Here is a 15,587-nt window from a genome sequence, read left to right as displayed (position 1 = left end):
TCCGGAGCCTCTCGCTCCGGATACCGTCTTCATAACCGAACACACCACTGAACACACGTTACGATCCGTCCGAACGGATCACCACCATCGCACTGCCCGAGCGGCGTAACGCCCGAACATTGCCACAGAAAGGAAGTATTCGACGATGAGTGACTTCTCCCCCACCCTTACCCCGATCAAGGACCATGCCGAGGAGCTCGCCAAGGCCGAGGTCGGCGTGACCGAGCTTGCCGCCAAGCGCGACAACCGCTGGTACCCCAAGTTCCACATCGCCTCCAACGGCGGCTGGATCAACGACCCGAACGGCCTGTGCTTCTATAAGGGCCGCTGGCACGTCTTCTACCAGCTGCACCCCTACGGCACCCAGTGGGGACCGATGCACTGGGGCCATGTCTCCTCCACCGATATGGTCAACTGGAAGCGCGAGCCCGTGATGTTCGCCCCCAGCCTCGAGCAGGAGAAGAACGGCGTGTTCTCCGGTTCCGCCGTGATCGGCGACGACGGAGCGCTGCGCTTCTACTACACCGGCCATCGCTGGGCCAACGGCGTGGACGGATCCGGCGGCGAATGGCAGGTGCAGATGTACGCCACGCCGGATAACGACGAGCTCACCAGCGCCACCAAGCACGGCATGGTCGTCGACTGCCCGCGCGATCAGGTCGATTCCCACTTCCGAGATCCGAAGGTGTGGAAGACCGGCGACACCTGGTACATGACCTTCGGTGTGTGCTCCGCCGACCGCCGCGGTCAGATGTGGCTCTACACCTCCGAAGACATGGTCGAGTGGACCTTCAAGCGCGTGCTCTTCCAGCATCCGGATCCGGATGTGTGGATGCTCGAATGCCCCGACTTCTTCCCCATCAAAGACAAGGACGGCAACGAGAAGTGGGTGATCGGCTTCTCCGCCATGGGCGCCAAGAAGAACGGCTTCATGAACCGCAACGTGAACAACGCCGGCTATATGATCGGCACTTGGGAACCGGGCGGCGAGTTCAAGCCGGAGACCGAGTTCCGCCTGTGGGATTGCGGCCATAACTTCTACGCTCCGCAGTCCTTCGCCACCGAGGACGGCCGCCAGATCATGTACGGATGGATGAGCCCGTTCGCACAGCCCATCCCGATGGAGAACGACGGATGGTGCGGCAACCTCACCCTGCCGCGCGAGATCACGCTGGGCGAGGACGGCGACGTGCACACCGCTCCCTGCGCCGAAGTCGAAGGCTACCGCGAGAGCACCGTCGAACATGGCGAGATCGCCTTGGGCTTCAACGAGGAGAAGGTCATCTGCGACGACGCCGAAGCCGTGGAGATCGAGATGGTTATCGATCTGGACAACTCCACCGCCGAACGCGCGGGTCTCAAGGTGCATGCCACCGAGGACGGCGCCTACACCTACGTGGCCTACGACGACCAGATCGGCCGTGTGGTCATCGACCGTCAGGCCGCGGTGAACGGCGATAAGGGCTACCGCGCCGCACCGCTGGACGAGGCCGAACTGGGCGGCAAGCTCAAGCTGCGCGTGTTCGTGGACCGCGGCTGCGTCGAGGTCTACGTCAACGACGGCCATCAGGCGATGAGCTCCTACAGCTACCCGACCGACGGACCGCGCGCCATCAAGCTCACCAGCGAGTCCGGCGAGCTGAAGGTCGACTCCCTGACCGTGCACACGCTCAAGAGCATCGGCCTGGAGTAAACACTCCCCCATTCCAAGAGCCCCTGTGAGGATCGCGCCATGAGATCCTCACAGGGGCTCTGTCTGTATGTATGACATTTCCGTGTTCGCCGGTGTCAGACGCGGAAGGATGTTTGAGATTCCTCGACTACGCTCGGAATGACGGGGTGACGGACAGCTCGGAATGACTGGGATGAGCCGAAGTCACTTTTTGACGCCGCCGAAGCGACGGTCGCGGTGGATGTAGTGGTCGATGGAACGCCACAGCACCTCACGGCCGCAATCGGGGAACAATTCGGGTACGAAGTCGAGTTCGGCGTAGGCGGCCTCCCACGGCAGGAAATTGCTGGTGCGCTGCTCGCCGGAGGTGCGAATCACCAGATCGCAGTCAGGGATGTCGGGGTTGTACAGATGGTCGGCGATCATCTTCTCGGTCACGCGGTCGCCGCTGATTTTGCCGTCGCGCACCTCGCGCGCGATCGCGGCGCAGGCGTCGGCGATCTCGGCACGGCCACCGTAGTTGATGCAGAACACCACATCGATCACCTTGTTGTTTTTGGTGCGCTCCATCGCCACCTCAAGCTCGTCGATCACCGACTTCCACAGTTTGGGGCGGCGTCCGGACCAACGCACGCGCACCCCCCACTCGTCCATCTGCGCCACACGGCGGTGGATGATGTCACGTGAGAATCCCATCAGGAAACGCACCTCTTGGGGACTGCGCTTCCAGTTCTCCGTGGAGAAGGTGTACAGGCTCAAGTAGCGCACGCCGGCCTCGATGGCACCGGCGATGGTGTCGAACACCACCGGTTCGGCGGCCTGATGCCCATTGGTGCGGATCAGTCCGCGCTCCTGGGCCCAACGGCCGTTGCCGTCCATAATCACGCCGATATGCTTCGGCACCTGGTTTTTCGGAAAATCGGGAATGCGCGACGGATCGGAGAAGGGCGCGGCGGGAACGCTCAGCGAGGTATAGTCCACGTGTTCAAAAGCCATACTCATGAATCTAGCAAGCGCAGTGAACGAATCGGCCGCTCCAGATAATATTCCCCCCATTCCTCGACCAACCGTTCGGTGGCGGATTCGAGCGTGCCGCCGTCCAGTACGTTCCAGTCACCGGTGACCAAGGCGTGGAATTGGGCCAGAACGGACGAGTCGACACGCTGCGACTCGGGGGTGTGGTCGATGGCGCACATCACGCCGCCCGCGGGAATCGACAGATATTCGGTCGGGATGCCGCCGCATACCACGCACGCCCCCAATCGTGGGCTCCATCCGGCAAGCGACAGCGCGCGCATCACATACGAGCCGCCGATCGCCTTGGGATCATGCGTATGCCGGGCGAGCGCGGCCAATGCCGCGATGAGCAGACGGTACTGCTCTCCCACATGTTCCATCTGCACGTCGATGAGTTTGTCGACGGTTTCCACAACGATGCTCGCCGCGCCATACGTGTCGAAATCGGCGGCGATCGCCCCGCCATACGCGGCGACCGATTCCGCCTGGGAAATCACATCCAGCGAACGTCCCTCGGCGATCAGCACATCGACGCGCATAAAGGGTTCCAATCGCCCGCCGAAGCGGGATTTGGTGCGGCGCACGCCTTTGGCGACCGCACGCACCTTGCCGTGCCCACGAGTGAGCAGGGTGACGATGCGGTCGGCCTCCCCCAGTTTGGCGGTGCGCAGCACCACTCCCTCATCTCGATACAACGGCATGCTCACCATTATGCCGCATGGTCTGCGGTATATGGAGATATGCCTTCAGATAAGCCCCGCCTTATTCCGGCGCATTCTCGGATGCCGCGCAGCCCCGTTCGCGAACGAAGCGTCGCATACCGATTGCATGCGGCCCAACATATGCGGAAAGACCGGGCATCGCGGATGGATCAGTGCCCTGGATGCTGGATCGGCACGACGACGGGACCGGTGGCGTTGACGGGCACCTGGCCGTCCGCCTCCATCTGCGCGGCGATCTCCTGCGCCTTGGAGAGCAGGGTTTCGACGATCTGGTCCTCGGGCACGGTCTGGATGACCTTGCCTTTGATGAAGATCTGACCTTTGCCGTTGCCCGAAGCCACGCCGAGGTCGGCCTCGCGCGCCTCGCCGGGACCGTTGACGATGCATCCCATCACGGCCACGCGGATGGGGGCGGTGACGTCCTTCAATCCGGCGGTCACGGCTTCGGCGAGCTGGATGACGTCCACCTGCGCGCGGCCGCAGCTCGGACAGGAGATGATGTCGAATTTGCGCTGGCGCAATCCCATGTATTCAAGCAGCTTGCAGCCCACCTTCACCTCTTCGACCGGTGGCGCGGAGAGGGAGACGCGGATGGTGTCGCCGATGCCCTCGGCCAGCAGCGCGCCGAACGCCAGACAGGATTTGATGGTGCCCTGCCAGGCGGGACCGGCCTCGGTGACGCCCAGATGCAACGGCCAGTCGCCTTTGGAGGCGAGCAGACGATAGGTTTCGACCATGGTGATCACATCATGGTGCTTGACGGAGATCTTGAAGTCGTGGAAGCCCACATCCTCGAACATGCGCGCCTCTTTGAGCGCGGAGGCGACCAGTGCCTCGGGAGTGGGACCACCGTACTTCGCGTAGAGGTCTTTGTCGAGGGAGCCGGCGTTCACGCCTATGCGCAGCGAGATGCCCGCATCGGTGGCGGCCTGGCAGATCGAGGGACCGACCTCGTCGAATTTACGGATGTTGCCCGGGTTCACGCGCACGGCCGCACAGCCGGCGTCGATGGCTTGGAACACGTATTTGCTTTGGAAGTGGATATCGGCGATCACCGGAATCGGCGATTTCCTCACGATCTCAGGCAACGCGTCGGCGTCGTCCTGGCTGGGCACGGCCACACGCACGATATCGCAGCCGGCTGCGGTGAGTTCGGCGATCTGCTGCAATGTGGCGGGCACGTTCGCGGTCAGCGTGTTGGTCATCGATTGCACGGAGACGGGCGCTCCCCCGCCGACGGGAACCGGGCCGACCATAATGCGGCGCGACTCGCGGCGCGGATGCAGAGGAGATTCGCTGATCGCGGCCTCGCCGGTTTTACGGAAGGGCTTGTCGACCGGCTGCTCGGCTGGGGCAAAGGGCTCGTTGGGCATGCGTTCGCCTCCCTGAAGGGCTTGGTTCGGATCCATATGCGTGCGCGGATGACTCACACTTGCTTGTTTATCAAATCATCGGCACGTCGACGCGCCTCAAGCTCAACCTGGCCCATTTCCTCCACGTCGGCGAACAGCGGCGCGCCACGCATGGCGGCGTCCATATCGTCGAGCACGGCCTTCACCGTGTCGACGATGCCGAGATACGGCAGCCGATGGTCGAGGAAGGCCTGCACGGCCTGTTCGTTGGCCGCGTTGAGCACCGCCGTATGCTTCTCCGAAGCGGCGAGGCATGCGCGGGCGAGCGAGACGGCGGGGAACGCCATATCGTCCAATGGTTCGAAGGTCCATGTCGCGGCCGTGGTCCAATCGCAAGCCGCGGCCACATCGGTCATGCGGTCCGGCGCGGACAGGCCCAAGGCGATCGGCAGGCGCATATCGGGCGGCGAGGCCTGGGCGATGACGGCACCGTCGACGAATTCCACCATCGAATGCACGATGGACTGCGGATGCACGGTCACCTCGATACGTTCCGGAGGAATGTCGAACAGACGCGAGGCCTCGATAACCTCCAGCCCCTTGTTCATCAGAGTCGAGGAGTTGATGGTGACCACCGGCCCCATACTCCATGTGGGATGGTTCAGAGCCTGTTCCGGCGTGATATCGGCCATCCGCCCGCGTTCCCATCCACGGAACGGACCGCCGGAGGCGGTGACGATAAGCTTGGACACCTCCTGGTGGGTGCCGCTGCGCAGCGACTGCCAGATGGCGGAATGCTCGGAGTCCACGGGGTTGATCTGGCCGCCGCGGGTTTGCGCGCCGAACAGCAGGTGTCCGCCGGCCACCACGGATTCCTTGTTGGCCAACGCCAACTGAGAGCCGGCGTGCAGGGCGGCGATCGAAGGCTCCAATCCGATGGAGCCGGTGATGCCGTTCAGCACCACATGCGCGCCGGAACCGGCCAGTGCCGTCACGGCCTGTGCGCCACCCTGCACCTGGGTGTTGCTCGCGCCGGCCTGTTCAAGCGCCTCACGAAGCGCAGGCACCGCGGTTTCGTCGAATACGGCGACCTGCGGCACATGGAATCGTGCCGCCTGCTGGGCGAGCAGATCGACATGGGCGCCGCCCGCCGCCAAGCCGGTGACGGTGAAACGCTCCGGATGCCGGGCGATGATATCCAGGCCCTGCGTACCGATGGAACCGGTGGATCCCAGAACGACGACCGTGGAGTTGGCGATCACTGCTGCCTCTTCGTGCCGTCGGAATCGATATCGTCCAGCGAGGGGAAGGACAGGTCGGGAATCTGCTCGTCCGCGGCGATGCGTGATGCGGAGAACATGTTGGGGAACATTTCTTCTTCCGACTTGCCCTGCGACTGGATCGGCGTGGTCGCAACGAACGGCGATCCGCTTGTGACGGACGGCTCGAAGGAGGGAAGCGTTCCCGCATCGGCCTTCGGCGCGACGGGCGTGGACAGATCGGGGATATATGGCTCGAAGGACGGCGTGTCGGCGATGGGATGTTCCTGCACGGTCTCGGCCATCTGCGCCAGGGCGGCCAGCGACGAGTCGGGGCTCGGCGAGCTTTGCTCGGCGGTCGAATCATGCTCGGGCTGCGCGGCCACAGCGGAAGCCGGTGTCACAGCGGAAGCCGGTGTCACAGCGGAAACCGGTGTCGCAGTGGAGGCCGGTGTCGCAGCGAAAAGCGGGGCTTGCGCGATCGGAGCCGGAGCCGGCGCTTCGGGTGCCGGCGGAACGGCGGGAGCGGCAGGGGCTGCTGGAGCCGCGCTGAACAGGCTGCGTTCCGCCTGATGCAACGCATCGAAGGACTCGTCATGCCGCGTCATGGACGGAGCGAACGACGGCAGGCTCTCCGTCGAGGAGGTCTCGTCACGGCGATAGCGCGTATCTGACGAGAACAGAGGAGAGACCGCTTCGGTCGCAGGAGCGGCCGTGGGAACAGGCGCGGGAGCGGGAGCGGCGCCCGCATCCGCAGACACGTAATCGGCCACACGGGCGTACGATTCGATACGGCTCAGCAACTGCACGCAGGAGTTGAGGAAGTGGTCGACCTGACGCTCGTCGTAGCCTCGTTTGCCCGTGCGCTGGGTGAAGATCACATTGGAGACGCTGGCCGCGTTGAGGTCGGCCAAAGCGCGCACATCGTCCTCGGTCACGCCGTCGATGCCCAATGCCGCGGCCGCTTTGTCCACGATCTGATCCGCGAGGCGGTCCACCTGCTTCCTGTCGTAGGAGGGGCTCTTGGGCGAGCCCGGCTTGAACCGTTCGCCCGGCTCGCGATCGACGTGGTTGATGATCTGACGGTACAGGGTCTCCGTCTCGGCCTTCCACGCGATACGGCCGTGCTGGGAGATCTCCCAGGTGGTCTGCTTATCGACCACGGCACGCTCCAGCCGGGCCAGCGCCGCATCCACCTGCGCGATCACGTAGCCGTTTTTGACGAGGTCGAAGGACACGTTCTGGATGTCGCGCTGCGTCAGCCGCGCGCCTTCGCTGTCGTATAGGGCGTGGGCGCGTTCCAAAAAGGCGTCCACCTGACCCGGATCGTACCCCCACTTACGCTTGCCCGACCGCGCGATACCCGCCGCGCTGCCGCCGGATTGAAGTTCCTGAGCCATTGGCTGTTCGACCTCCTGAAGGTAGTAAACTCGTCTCCACCTTACGCGATTGTTGCGACGCTCGCAGCCATCGGCACGCATCGGCCTCGCGATTGTGCCGTCCATGCGCTATGGTGGTCGACTGCGGGCAATTAGCTCAGTTGGTTAGAGCGCCACCTTTACACGGTGGATGTCAGGGGTTCGAGTCCCTTATTGCCCACGATCGCGACTCGCCGTCAGCGTCCCTTGCCGAACGCGCGCAGGCGGATGCCGTTCCAATCCGAACTCGCCGTCAACGGGGTGGCGGCGTTCATGCCGGCCGTTTTCGCAGCGGACTGCACCGTGCTCGAGCTGGCGGCGCCTCTACGTCCCGGCTTCGGAGTCAGCACCCACAATGGGCCGTCGTCGCCAAGCACCGCATAGGCGTCCACGATGGTGTCGGACAGTTCGTCCTCGTCATCGCCGTCGCGCCACCAGATGATCACTCCGTCGACGGCGGAGTCGTAGTCCTCGTCGACGAGATCCTCGCCAGTCAGTTCCTCGATCTTGGATCGAATCGAATCGTCCACGTCATCGTCCCAGAGCCACTCCTGGACGATATCGCCGGGTTCGAAACCAAATTCTTCAGCGTGTTGTGATGCCGTTTGATTCACAGTGGACACCTTAGCAAGAGTTCGCGAAAAACCACGTTAACAACCCGCGTGTGTGGGAGGACCGCCCGTATGGGCCGACGGCCGATATCGGGTGGGGCCGTTCTCATGCCGTGCAGTGCGGCAGATCGTCGCCTTCGCCGTTGCCGATGGCGACCAGCGCCGCATAGGCCTCCTCCAACGTGGAGACCTTCACGTCGCGCAGGCCATCGGGCACATGCCCGACTACGCTGTCGCAGTTGGCTTCGGGGGCGAGGAACCAGGTGGCGCCGTCGCGTTTGGCGCCCTGCATCTTCAATCGGATGCCGCCGATGGAACCGACTTCGCCGTTTTCGTCGATGGTGCCCGTTCCCGCGATGATCTGCCCGCCGGCCTCGTCCACCGCCGTGAGTTTGCTGATCAGTCCCAACGTGTACATCATGCCGGCCGATGGGCCGCCGATGTCGTCCACATGCATGGTGACCGTCGCCTCGTCCAGCACGTCGGGCGACACGCCCAGCTCGTCCGCATGCGCGGCGATATAGGTTTTCGCGGCGGCGACGGCGGCGTCCTGCGAACTGGACATCGACTCGGCGTTTTGTTCCGTGTACTCCTCGTCCGTCATCCCGACCGGCACCACCGCCTCACGCGGCAGCACCGAGGTCTGCGGGTTCAGCCATCCCCACAACGCCTGCGCGTTGGTGATCGGATATCCGGACACGCCCAGGGCGCTCACCGTGACCAGCAGCAGTTCACCGCTGTCCTCATACGTGTCGACGCCCTCCACATCGATCACCGTGCCGGAGTCGACCGTGCCAAGCACATCCTGTGTGGGGCCGGGCATCTCGACGACATACGGACTGGGCAGGATCAGCACGACCACGGACAGGGCCACGGCCGCCGCCCCTGCAAGATATCGCGCGGACCGCGCGGCGACATACCGTCCCACACGCCGGACGGCACCACGGATTTTTCCAAACATGCGTTCCAAGTGTAGACACGCGCCTGTGCGATGGCTGAATACCAGCCTCAAAGACGCGCCTGGGACGCCTCCCGACGGGCAGAACACGCCACGGCCGCACATGTGGGGAAACCGCGCAACCACTCGGCTCGCGGCGAAACGGGCTCGGGCACGCTCTACACTGGTGAGCAGTATCACCGGCATTCAAGGGACGGATATGGACGACAACGCGATTCACGAATGGCTGATCAAATGCTTCGGCCCCATCCAGGGCGAGATGGCTTGGCAGCAGATCAGCCAGCTGCCCGAACACATCCGCGAACAGCTGATGGACCAGGACCCCTCGCGTCTGCCCGACCCCGCGCAGGTGCAGCAGCTGATGGCGGCCTTCACGGCCGGCGGGCTCAACACCATGGGCGATATGCAGCGCACGCTTGATGAGGGCCCGATCAACGTCAAACTCGCCAAATCGATCGCCTTGCAGCAGGCCAACGCCGCCGGCGCGGCGACAAGCGTGTCCGCGCAGCAGGGAGAGGCGGCGCGCCGCGCGATCAGCGAGGCGAATCTGTGGCTTGACACCGCCTGCCAGTTCGACCCCGCGCCGGGCGAGTCCGATGTGCTCACCCGCGCCGATTGGGTCGAAGGCACCATCGGCCAATGGGCCAAGTTCGCGGCGCCGGTGGCGGAATCCATGAGCGACGCGATGTCCTCCGTGGTCGGAGAGAGGCTCGGGGACGCGTTCGAAGGCGAGGTCGCCGGCATGTTCGCAGGCCCCGTGCCGATTCCGATTCCCGATGGGATGAACAACCCCGCCCAATTGCTCAAACTGCTGGGCAACACCTCGTACGCCATGCAGCTGGGCCAGGCGGCCGGCAATCTCAGCCATGAGGTGCATGGCAGTTTCGATCAGGGCATCATGCTGCTGAAGAATCCCGCCGGCGCGCTGATCGCGCAGAATGTGGAGGAATACGCGACGTCGCTGGGAATCGACGCGGACGAGGTGACCGCGTTCCTGGCCCTGCGCGAGGTGGCGCACGCCCGCCTGTTCGCCGCCGTGCCGTGGCTGATGCCGCGATTCGAGGCGCTGATCGGCAAATACGCGCGTGGCATCACCATCGATCTGGACGCGATGGAGGAACAGCTGCGCGACGCGACCTCGATGGATCCCGAGTCGATCTCCGGGGCGGTGAACCTCACCAAGGTAGGCATCCCGGACACGCCGGAGCAGCGCGAGGCGATGGCTTCGTTGGAAACGCTGCTGGCGCTGGTCGAAGGATGGGTCGATTGCGTGGTGTGGCGGGCCGGCATGGCCCATATTCCGCATATCGAACAGATGCGTGAGATGATGCGCCGCGAACGCGCGGTGGGGGGACCCGCCGAACGCACATTCGAAAGCCTGCTCGGCCTGGAACTGCGTCCCAAGCGTATGCGGGAGGCCGCAGGATTGTGGGAGATGATCACCGTGGCCGAAGGTCCCGAGGCCCGCGACGCCAGATGGGGACATCCCGATCTGCTGCCCGCCCTGTCGGGGGACGCGCCCCAAACCATCGCGACGCCGGACTCCATCCATCCTTCGCGCACGGATTCCTCCCCCGCCCAGGCGGAGAGCACCGACGCCTCCGGCATGGCGGAGACCAGCGGCGCAACCGGCGGACAAAGCCCTTCGTCGCCGTCCGATTTCGAGGCCAAATCCGGCACCATCGACTGGGATGCGGAACTCTCCAAACTGCTTGGCGAGGCCGGCGGCACAACGGATAAAACCGACGATTCCGCGGATGACGCCACCGACAGCTCCACAGACGCGGATTCGACCCGATAATACGGGCCGGCCGCAGAAGGTTTTCCGCCGTATTTCAGCCGGAAGACCTTCTGCGCCGATCCCGGCCGGGCGGGAGACGGCGGCCACCCGCCAAGACGTCAGACCAGAAAGCGCGAGGCTCTGCGCCGTTGCGCGCCATATCCGTCCTTGCTGCGCGCATACGACAGATGCAGGGAGTCCTCGGCACGCGTGACGGCCACATACATCAGCCGGCGCTCCTCCTCCAACGCGTCCCCCGGCGCCGGAGCGCCGTACGGCAGCAGGCCCTCCGAGCAGCCGATCAGGAACACGTGTTTGAATTCCAATCCCTTGGCGGCATGGATGGTGGAGACGGTCACGCCGGAATCCTCGGGTTCGGGTTTCGCAGCCGCATCCGTCGCATCCTGCGGCACCGAGGTCTCGCCTGGGGCAGGCGTATCCAGCCCCGCCGCGATTCCCAACGCCTCAAGCAATGCCTGCCGTTGCGCCGTCTCGTTGGACAGCGTCGACGTCTGCCACCCGGTGTCGCGCCGCACGCGGTGGCGCAATCCCTCGGAGCGCAACGCCGCACAGCACAGCCGCTGCTGCGCGTTGATGCGCGTGAGAATCGCGCAATCCGAGGCTCTGACGCCATCGTGGGCGACCATCTGCGCGATACGCGCCGCCACCGCCTGCGCCTCTTCCTGATCGCTGTCATACACGGTTCTCTCGATACGGGCGCCCGTTTCGCGCGCGGAGGTCAGCATGAGGTAATCCTGGCGATCGGGGGACGCGGCGAGCACCGTGTTCGCGTAATCCACGATCCTGGCGGTGGAGCGGTAATCGGTGCCAAGACCGATATCCGCGCTCAGCGGACCGAATTCGTCGGCGAAGGCGAGCAGATCGTAGCTGGACGCGCCGGCGAAGGAATAGATGGTCTGGGCCGGGTCTCCCACCACGCAGATATTGCGGTTGAGCGCGCCCCGCTCCCCTTCTCCCAGCCACAGCGTCATCAGCCGATGCTGCAGGGGCGAGACGTCCTGGTACTCGTCGACGGTCAGCCATCCGATGGATGAGCGAATCTGGGCGGCCGCATCGGGAAAATCATCCAGCACATGGCAGGTCAACAGCAGAATGTCGTCGAAGTCGATCTCCCCACGCCCCGTCTTCTCCTGCTCATAGGCGTCGTAGATATCGGCGAAGTGTTTGGCGTCAAGCCCGGCCGGGGGCACGCGTCCCGCCAGTTCGGCGACATGGGCGTAATCCTCCACCGACACCATCGAGATTTTGGCCCAATTGATTTCGGCCTGCACGTCACGCGCGGCCGTGGGATCCATCCCGGATCGCCCCGACGCGCGGGTGAACGCGCGGACCACCAGATCGCGCTGGTCCTCGACCAGATGCGGAAAAGGGGCCTCGCAGATGTCCATCCACACGCCGCGCAGCTGGCGTAGGGCCGCCGAATGGAATGTGGCGGCGGTGACCTGGCCTGCGACACCGAGCATGGTCAGTCGCGCGCGCATTTCGGCGGCGGCTTTGACGGAGAACGTCACCGCCAACGTGCGGGAGGCGTCCCAGGCGCCGGTCGCGCAGGCGTAGGCGATGCGCCGCGTCACCGTGCGCGTCTTACCCGCGCCGGCACCCGCGATGATGCGCACGGGCCCCTGCAGCGTGGTGGCCGCACGCCGCTGCGCCTCGTCCAGCCCCTCGAGAATCGTCGATGCCTCCATGCCTCCATTGTGGCACCTCCCTGTGCCGCATGCCGCCGCGAACGGATCTTCGGTGCCGCCGCGAGCGACACACGGCGTTTCGAGATATGTCGGACGGCGAGATTTGCGCGCCCACGTGTATTAGTGTGGAACTGTGATGAAACGTAGCAAGTTTATGTTGGCCGCGCTTACCTCCGCGCTCTGCCCGAACATCGCCGTCGCCGGTGTGCGCGACAACGCGACCGGCAGCGCCACGGATGAGGCCGCAGGCATCGACCAGGCGGTTGTGCAGGATGCCTCGGGCAAACTGTACGACGTGTACGCCACCGATACCGAGACGGGACGCAAACGTCTCGCCTCCCGCGTGCGCGCGGCCCGCACGCTTGCCGACGCGCGCGACCCCGGCGGATTGGGATTCACCCTGGATCGCGTGATCGCGTTCGACGCCGGAGAGACGCCGAACGGTCCCACGGGATCCACCGCGGTGATGGTCACGCCCCACTGCGACGGACAGGCCCGCACCTTGGATCTGCTCACGCTGGACGATTGCGCCAGTATGGGCACCGCCATCGGCGCGATCCACCGTCTGCGCCCCGATTTCCTCGCCGAGGCGAAATATCCGGTGTTCACCACCGGGCAGATCCGCTCGCAACTGACCGCCTGGATCAAACGTCTGCGCGGAGCCGGCCATGTGCCCTCCGAAATCACCAATAGCTGGGCGCGCATCATCGAGACCGAGGGCCTATGGTCGTTCTCCACCTGCACGGTGCACGGCGGATTCTCGGACGGCGATGTGCTGTTCTCCGGATCGACCATCACCGCGGTCACCAACTGGCAGGATATGCAGGTGAACGATCCGGCGCGCGATCTGGCTTGGGTGTTCCTCAAGCTTGACGACGAGCATCGCAACGCCGTGCTCGCCGCCTACGGACGCATGATGGGATCCCGACTCGACGATCTGATCATGCTGCGCGCCAACCTGTGGCTGCAGATGGAACAGGTGGGCGAATTCATCCAAGCGCTCAACCGCGCGGACAACAGCCGAATCCTGCAATTCAAGGCGCAGGTGGAACGTCTCGCCCACCAGCTCGGCGTGCTCACACCCTCCGGCAATGGGACGCATGCCGCGCCGCGCCCGACCGGCGGCGCGAACCCGGATGCGGCGCAATCCCCCTCCACCATCACCGTCGGCACCCTGCTCAACGAATCCGAACGCCGCGCCGCGCAGGCCACCCGCGCCCATGCCGCCGCCGATCAGGCGTATGATCCCTCCGACGACACTCCCGACCCCGATCGTACCGGTTCCGCGCAGATCGTCGCCACCGCGTCACCGAACGACGATGCTTCCGATTCGACGGCGGACCGACCGGTCACCCCGGTCGATGCCGATTCGACCGCGGATCGACCTGCGGTCGCCACCGGCAACACACGACCCCAGCCTTCGGCGGAGCACTCGCCGGGCTCGTCGGTGACCATCACCATCAACGAGCTCATCGCCGGCGCCGAGCATGCGATACACGGCGACGGCGCCTACATGGTCGCCAACGCCACCACGCAGACCGACGACACCGACGAGCGCGGTCCGGTTCTCGCGGCCGCCATGACGCCCGGACCCCATACCGACACGCCGGAGCGCGAGGCCGAAACCACGCTTATCCCGCTGCTGGAACGCGAGGAGCGCGCGCTGCGCGACGCCCAGGCGGGATTGGAAGGCTTCGACGAGAACGGCATGCCGCTCAACCAGTGAACAAGGCCGACCGGCCGAACATCGTCCATGCCGAAGGCGTAACCCCGCGCGCCTCAGGCGCATGGACGGCACAATAGACAACAGACATCACCAAACCGCCGGCTTGCCGGCCGATACGAGGAGCATTCATGGATATCGAACTGGGCATTCAGAACGTGACACGACCGGTGAACTTCAGCACCGACGCCAGCGCCGACGAGGTCAGCCAGATCATCGAACAGGCCGTGGCGAACGGCCTCACCATCAACCTGACCGACGATAAGGGCCGCCGCATCGTGGTGCCGGCTGGCGCGTTGGGATACGCGCTTATCGGTTCGGAGACCAAGCACGCCGTCGGATTCGGCGCGCTTTAGGCGAACAGCGGCAATACGCCCCGCGCGACGATGGCCTCCACGGTCGCGTCGTCGGTGAGGTTCTCCCCCAACGCGTTGGGTTTGCCCGTGCCATGCCAGTCGGACCCACCGGTGGCCAGCAGCCCATACCGCCGGCACAGGTCGAGCAACCGCACGCGTTGTTCGGGCGGGTTGCCCCGATGCCACACCTCCAATCCGTCCAACCCTTCGTCGACCAAGACGCGGATCTGATCGTCCGACAAAAGGTGGCGGTTGCGACTGGTGTCCCCCGCATGCGCGACCAGCACGACGCCGCCGGCCGCCTTGACCGCGGCCACCACATCGTGCGTGGTCGGCGACGGCGTGGGAATGTAATATCGCGATCTCGCACTCACCGCATCGTCGAATGCCGCGGAACGGTTGTCGTACACGCCGGCCGCCACCAACGCGTCGGCGATATGGGGACGCCCGATGGTGGTGCGCTCCCCTTGCCTGACCTGCGCCAGCACCGCGTCCCAGTCGATGGGATAGTCCTCGGCGAGCAGCTCCACCATGCGTTTGGTGCGCGCAAGACGCGCGGCGCGGGTGTCGGCGAACAGATCGCTGATCCGACGGTTCGCGGGATCGTATTGGTAGGCGAGCATATGCACGGAGACCCTGCCGTCGACCGCGGTGACCTCCGTGCCGCGCAGCAGGCGCAGGCCATGCGCGCGCGCCGCGTCCTGCGCCTCATCCCAGCCGGCCGTGGTGTCATGGTCGGCGATGGCCATGCCATGCAATCCCAGACGCGCGCATTCGGCCGCCAATGTCGCGGGGCTTTCCGTGCCGTCGGAGAACGCGGTGTGGCAGTGGATGTCCCATCCGCCGCTCGGCGGAACGGGCATGGTTTCGGGCTGGTTCATATGTTCTATCGTAGAGCCTGTTCCCTCGCGACAAGCACATATCGGCCTCTTGCGGCGCGAAGTCGTGCGTCCGTGGCAGATACATCGCACGCGATATGCTCGCTGTCAGGTATGTCCGGCCCATGCATA

At 65.0% G+C, this 15,587-nt stretch carries 13 protein-coding genes and 1 tRNA gene; 5 read left to right on the top strand and 9 right to left on the bottom strand.

Translation table 11 applies throughout. The features are described from left to right. The first annotated feature begins 145 nt into the window (after positions 1 to 145). Positions 146 to 1,693, top strand: coding sequence for a glycoside hydrolase family 32 protein (locus BE0216_RS11010; protein ID WP_094636994.1), 1,548 nt, complete (start codon positions 146 to 148; stop codon positions 1,691 to 1,693). 183 nt (positions 1,694 to 1,876) lie between these two features. Here the strand turns inward: BE0216_RS11010 and BE0216_RS11005 are convergent, their stop codons facing one another. The 5 genes from BE0216_RS11005 to BE0216_RS10985 all read right to left on the bottom strand — a co-directional run bounded on the left by BE0216_RS11005 (position 1,877) and on the right by BE0216_RS10985 (position 7,422). Further along, positions 1,877 to 2,668 carry an isoprenyl transferase gene (locus tag BE0216_RS11005; protein ID WP_094637176.1) on the bottom strand — a complete coding sequence of 264 codons (792 nt, stop codon included), beginning with the start codon at positions 2,666 to 2,668 and terminating at the stop codon, positions 1,877 to 1,879. A gap of 2 nt (positions 2,669 to 2,670) precedes the next feature. Continuing rightward, a complete protein-coding gene (recO, locus tag BE0216_RS11000) occupies positions 2,671 to 3,390 on the bottom strand; it encodes a DNA repair protein RecO (protein WP_094637175.1) in 720 nt (239 codons plus the stop codon). Positions 3,391 to 3,560: 170 nt separating this feature from the next. Then, the gene (gene ispG / locus BE0216_RS10995; RefSeq protein WP_072726872.1) at positions 3,561 to 4,784 is read right to left on the bottom strand and encodes a flavodoxin-dependent (E)-4-hydroxy-3-methylbut-2-enyl-diphosphate synthase; all 1,224 of its coding nucleotides are present in this window, start codon (positions 4,782 to 4,784) and stop codon (positions 3,561 to 3,563) included. A gap of 53 nt (positions 4,785 to 4,837) precedes the next feature. Then, on the bottom strand, positions 4,838 to 6,022 hold the full coding sequence (dxr, locus tag BE0216_RS10990) for a 1-deoxy-D-xylulose-5-phosphate reductoisomerase (RefSeq protein ID WP_094637174.1): 1,185 nt from the start codon (positions 6,020 to 6,022) through the stop codon (positions 4,838 to 4,840). After that, positions 6,022 to 7,422, bottom strand: a complete 1,401-nt coding sequence (locus BE0216_RS10985; RefSeq protein ID WP_094636993.1) for a DivIVA domain-containing protein — start codon at positions 7,420 to 7,422, stop codon at positions 6,022 to 6,024. The genes dxr and BE0216_RS10985 overlap by 1 nt, the downstream gene beginning before the upstream one ends. 125 nt (positions 7,423 to 7,547) lie before the next feature. Between BE0216_RS10985 and BE0216_RS10980 the strand changes: the two genes are divergently transcribed. After that, positions 7,548 to 7,621: transfer RNA gene (locus tag BE0216_RS10980), tRNA-Val, on the top strand. Positions 7,622 to 7,637: 16 nt separating this feature from the next. Here the strand turns inward: BE0216_RS10980 and BE0216_RS10975 are convergent. Both BE0216_RS10975 and BE0216_RS10970 read right to left on the bottom strand, forming a co-directional pair. After that, complete coding sequence (locus tag BE0216_RS10975; protein ID WP_169714271.1) at positions 7,638 to 8,063, bottom strand: DUF3052 domain-containing protein; 426 nt, start codon at positions 8,061 to 8,063, stop codon at positions 7,638 to 7,640. A 94-nt stretch (positions 8,064 to 8,157) separates the two neighbouring features. Beyond that, positions 8,158 to 9,012: a YlbL family protein gene (locus tag BE0216_RS10970; protein WP_094636991.1), complete on the bottom strand. Its 855-nt coding sequence runs from the start codon at positions 9,010 to 9,012 to the stop codon at positions 8,158 to 8,160. Positions 9,013 to 9,208: 196 nt separating this feature from the next. Between BE0216_RS10970 and BE0216_RS10965 the strand changes: the two genes are divergently transcribed. Next, positions 9,209 to 10,810 carry a zinc-dependent metalloprotease gene (locus BE0216_RS10965; RefSeq protein WP_094636990.1) on the top strand — a complete coding sequence of 534 codons (1,602 nt, stop codon included), beginning with the start codon at positions 9,209 to 9,211 and terminating at the stop codon, positions 10,808 to 10,810. 98 nt (positions 10,811 to 10,908) lie between these two features. Here BE0216_RS10965 and BE0216_RS10960 read toward each other — a convergent pair whose 3' ends face one another. After that, entirely contained in the window at positions 10,909 to 12,498 is a 1,590-nt protein-coding gene (locus BE0216_RS10960) for an ATP-dependent helicase (protein WP_094636989.1), read from the bottom strand. Positions 12,499 to 12,634: 136 nt separating this feature from the next. Here BE0216_RS10960 and BE0216_RS10955 point away from each other — a divergent pair, with 136 nt between their 5' ends. Further along, positions 12,635 to 14,224, top strand: coding sequence for a phosphotransferase (locus tag BE0216_RS10955; protein WP_094636988.1), 1,590 nt, complete (start codon positions 12,635 to 12,637; stop codon positions 14,222 to 14,224). 128 nt (positions 14,225 to 14,352) lie between these two features. Continuing rightward, positions 14,353 to 14,577: a DUF3107 domain-containing protein gene (locus BE0216_RS10950; protein WP_094636987.1), complete on the top strand. Its 225-nt coding sequence runs from the start codon at positions 14,353 to 14,355 to the stop codon at positions 14,575 to 14,577. On the opposite strand, the gene BE0216_RS10945 is transcribed toward BE0216_RS10950, so the two are convergent. Beyond that, positions 14,574 to 15,458, bottom strand: a complete 885-nt coding sequence (locus BE0216_RS10945) for a PHP domain-containing protein (RefSeq protein ID WP_226805786.1) — start codon at positions 15,456 to 15,458, stop codon at positions 14,574 to 14,576. The genes BE0216_RS10950 and BE0216_RS10945 overlap by 4 nt on opposite strands. Positions 15,459 to 15,587 lie beyond the last annotated feature (129 nt).

This window comes from Bifidobacterium eulemuris (genome assembly GCF_014898155.1).
GTDB classification, from domain to species: domain Bacteria; phylum Actinomycetota; class Actinomycetes; order Actinomycetales; family Bifidobacteriaceae; genus Bifidobacterium; species Bifidobacterium eulemuris.
This window is presented reverse-complemented; position numbering and strand designations above follow the sequence as displayed.

Bases quoted from the DNA above. Each gene is read 5' to 3' on its own strand.
- BE0216_RS10950 (WP_094636987.1), top strand. From the start codon at position 14,353: ATGGATATCGAACTGGGCATTCAGAACGTGACACGACCGGTGAACTTC.
- BE0216_RS10955 (WP_094636988.1), top strand. From the start codon at position 12,635: ATGAAACGTAGCAAGTTTATGTTGGCCGCGCTTACCTCCGCGCTCTGC.
- BE0216_RS11010 (WP_094636994.1), top strand. From the start codon at position 146: ATGAGTGACTTCTCCCCCACCCTTACCCCGATCAAGGACCATGCCGAG.
- ispG (WP_072726872.1), bottom strand. From the start codon at position 4,784: ATGCCCAACGAGCCCTTTGCCCCAGCCGAGCAGCCGGTCGACAAGCCC.
- recO (WP_094637175.1), bottom strand. From the start codon at position 3,390: ATGCCGTTGTATCGAGATGAGGGAGTGGTGCTGCGCACCGCCAAACTG.
- BE0216_RS10985 (WP_094636993.1), bottom strand. From the start codon at position 7,422: ATGGCTCAGGAACTTCAATCCGGCGGCAGCGCGGCGGGTATCGCGCGG.
- BE0216_RS10965 (WP_094636990.1), top strand. From the start codon at position 9,209: ATGGACGACAACGCGATTCACGAATGGCTGATCAAATGCTTCGGCCCC.
- BE0216_RS10960 (WP_094636989.1), bottom strand. From the start codon at position 12,498: ATGGAGGCATCGACGATTCTCGAGGGGCTGGACGAGGCGCAGCGGCGT.
- BE0216_RS10945 (WP_226805786.1), bottom strand. From the start codon at position 15,458: ATGAACCAGCCCGAAACCATGCCCGTTCCGCCGAGCGGCGGATGGGAC.
- BE0216_RS10970 (WP_094636991.1), bottom strand. From the start codon at position 9,012: ATGTTTGGAAAAATCCGTGGTGCCGTCCGGCGTGTGGGACGGTATGTC.
- BE0216_RS11005 (WP_094637176.1), bottom strand. From the start codon at position 2,668: ATGGCTTTTGAACACGTGGACTATACCTCGCTGAGCGTTCCCGCCGCG.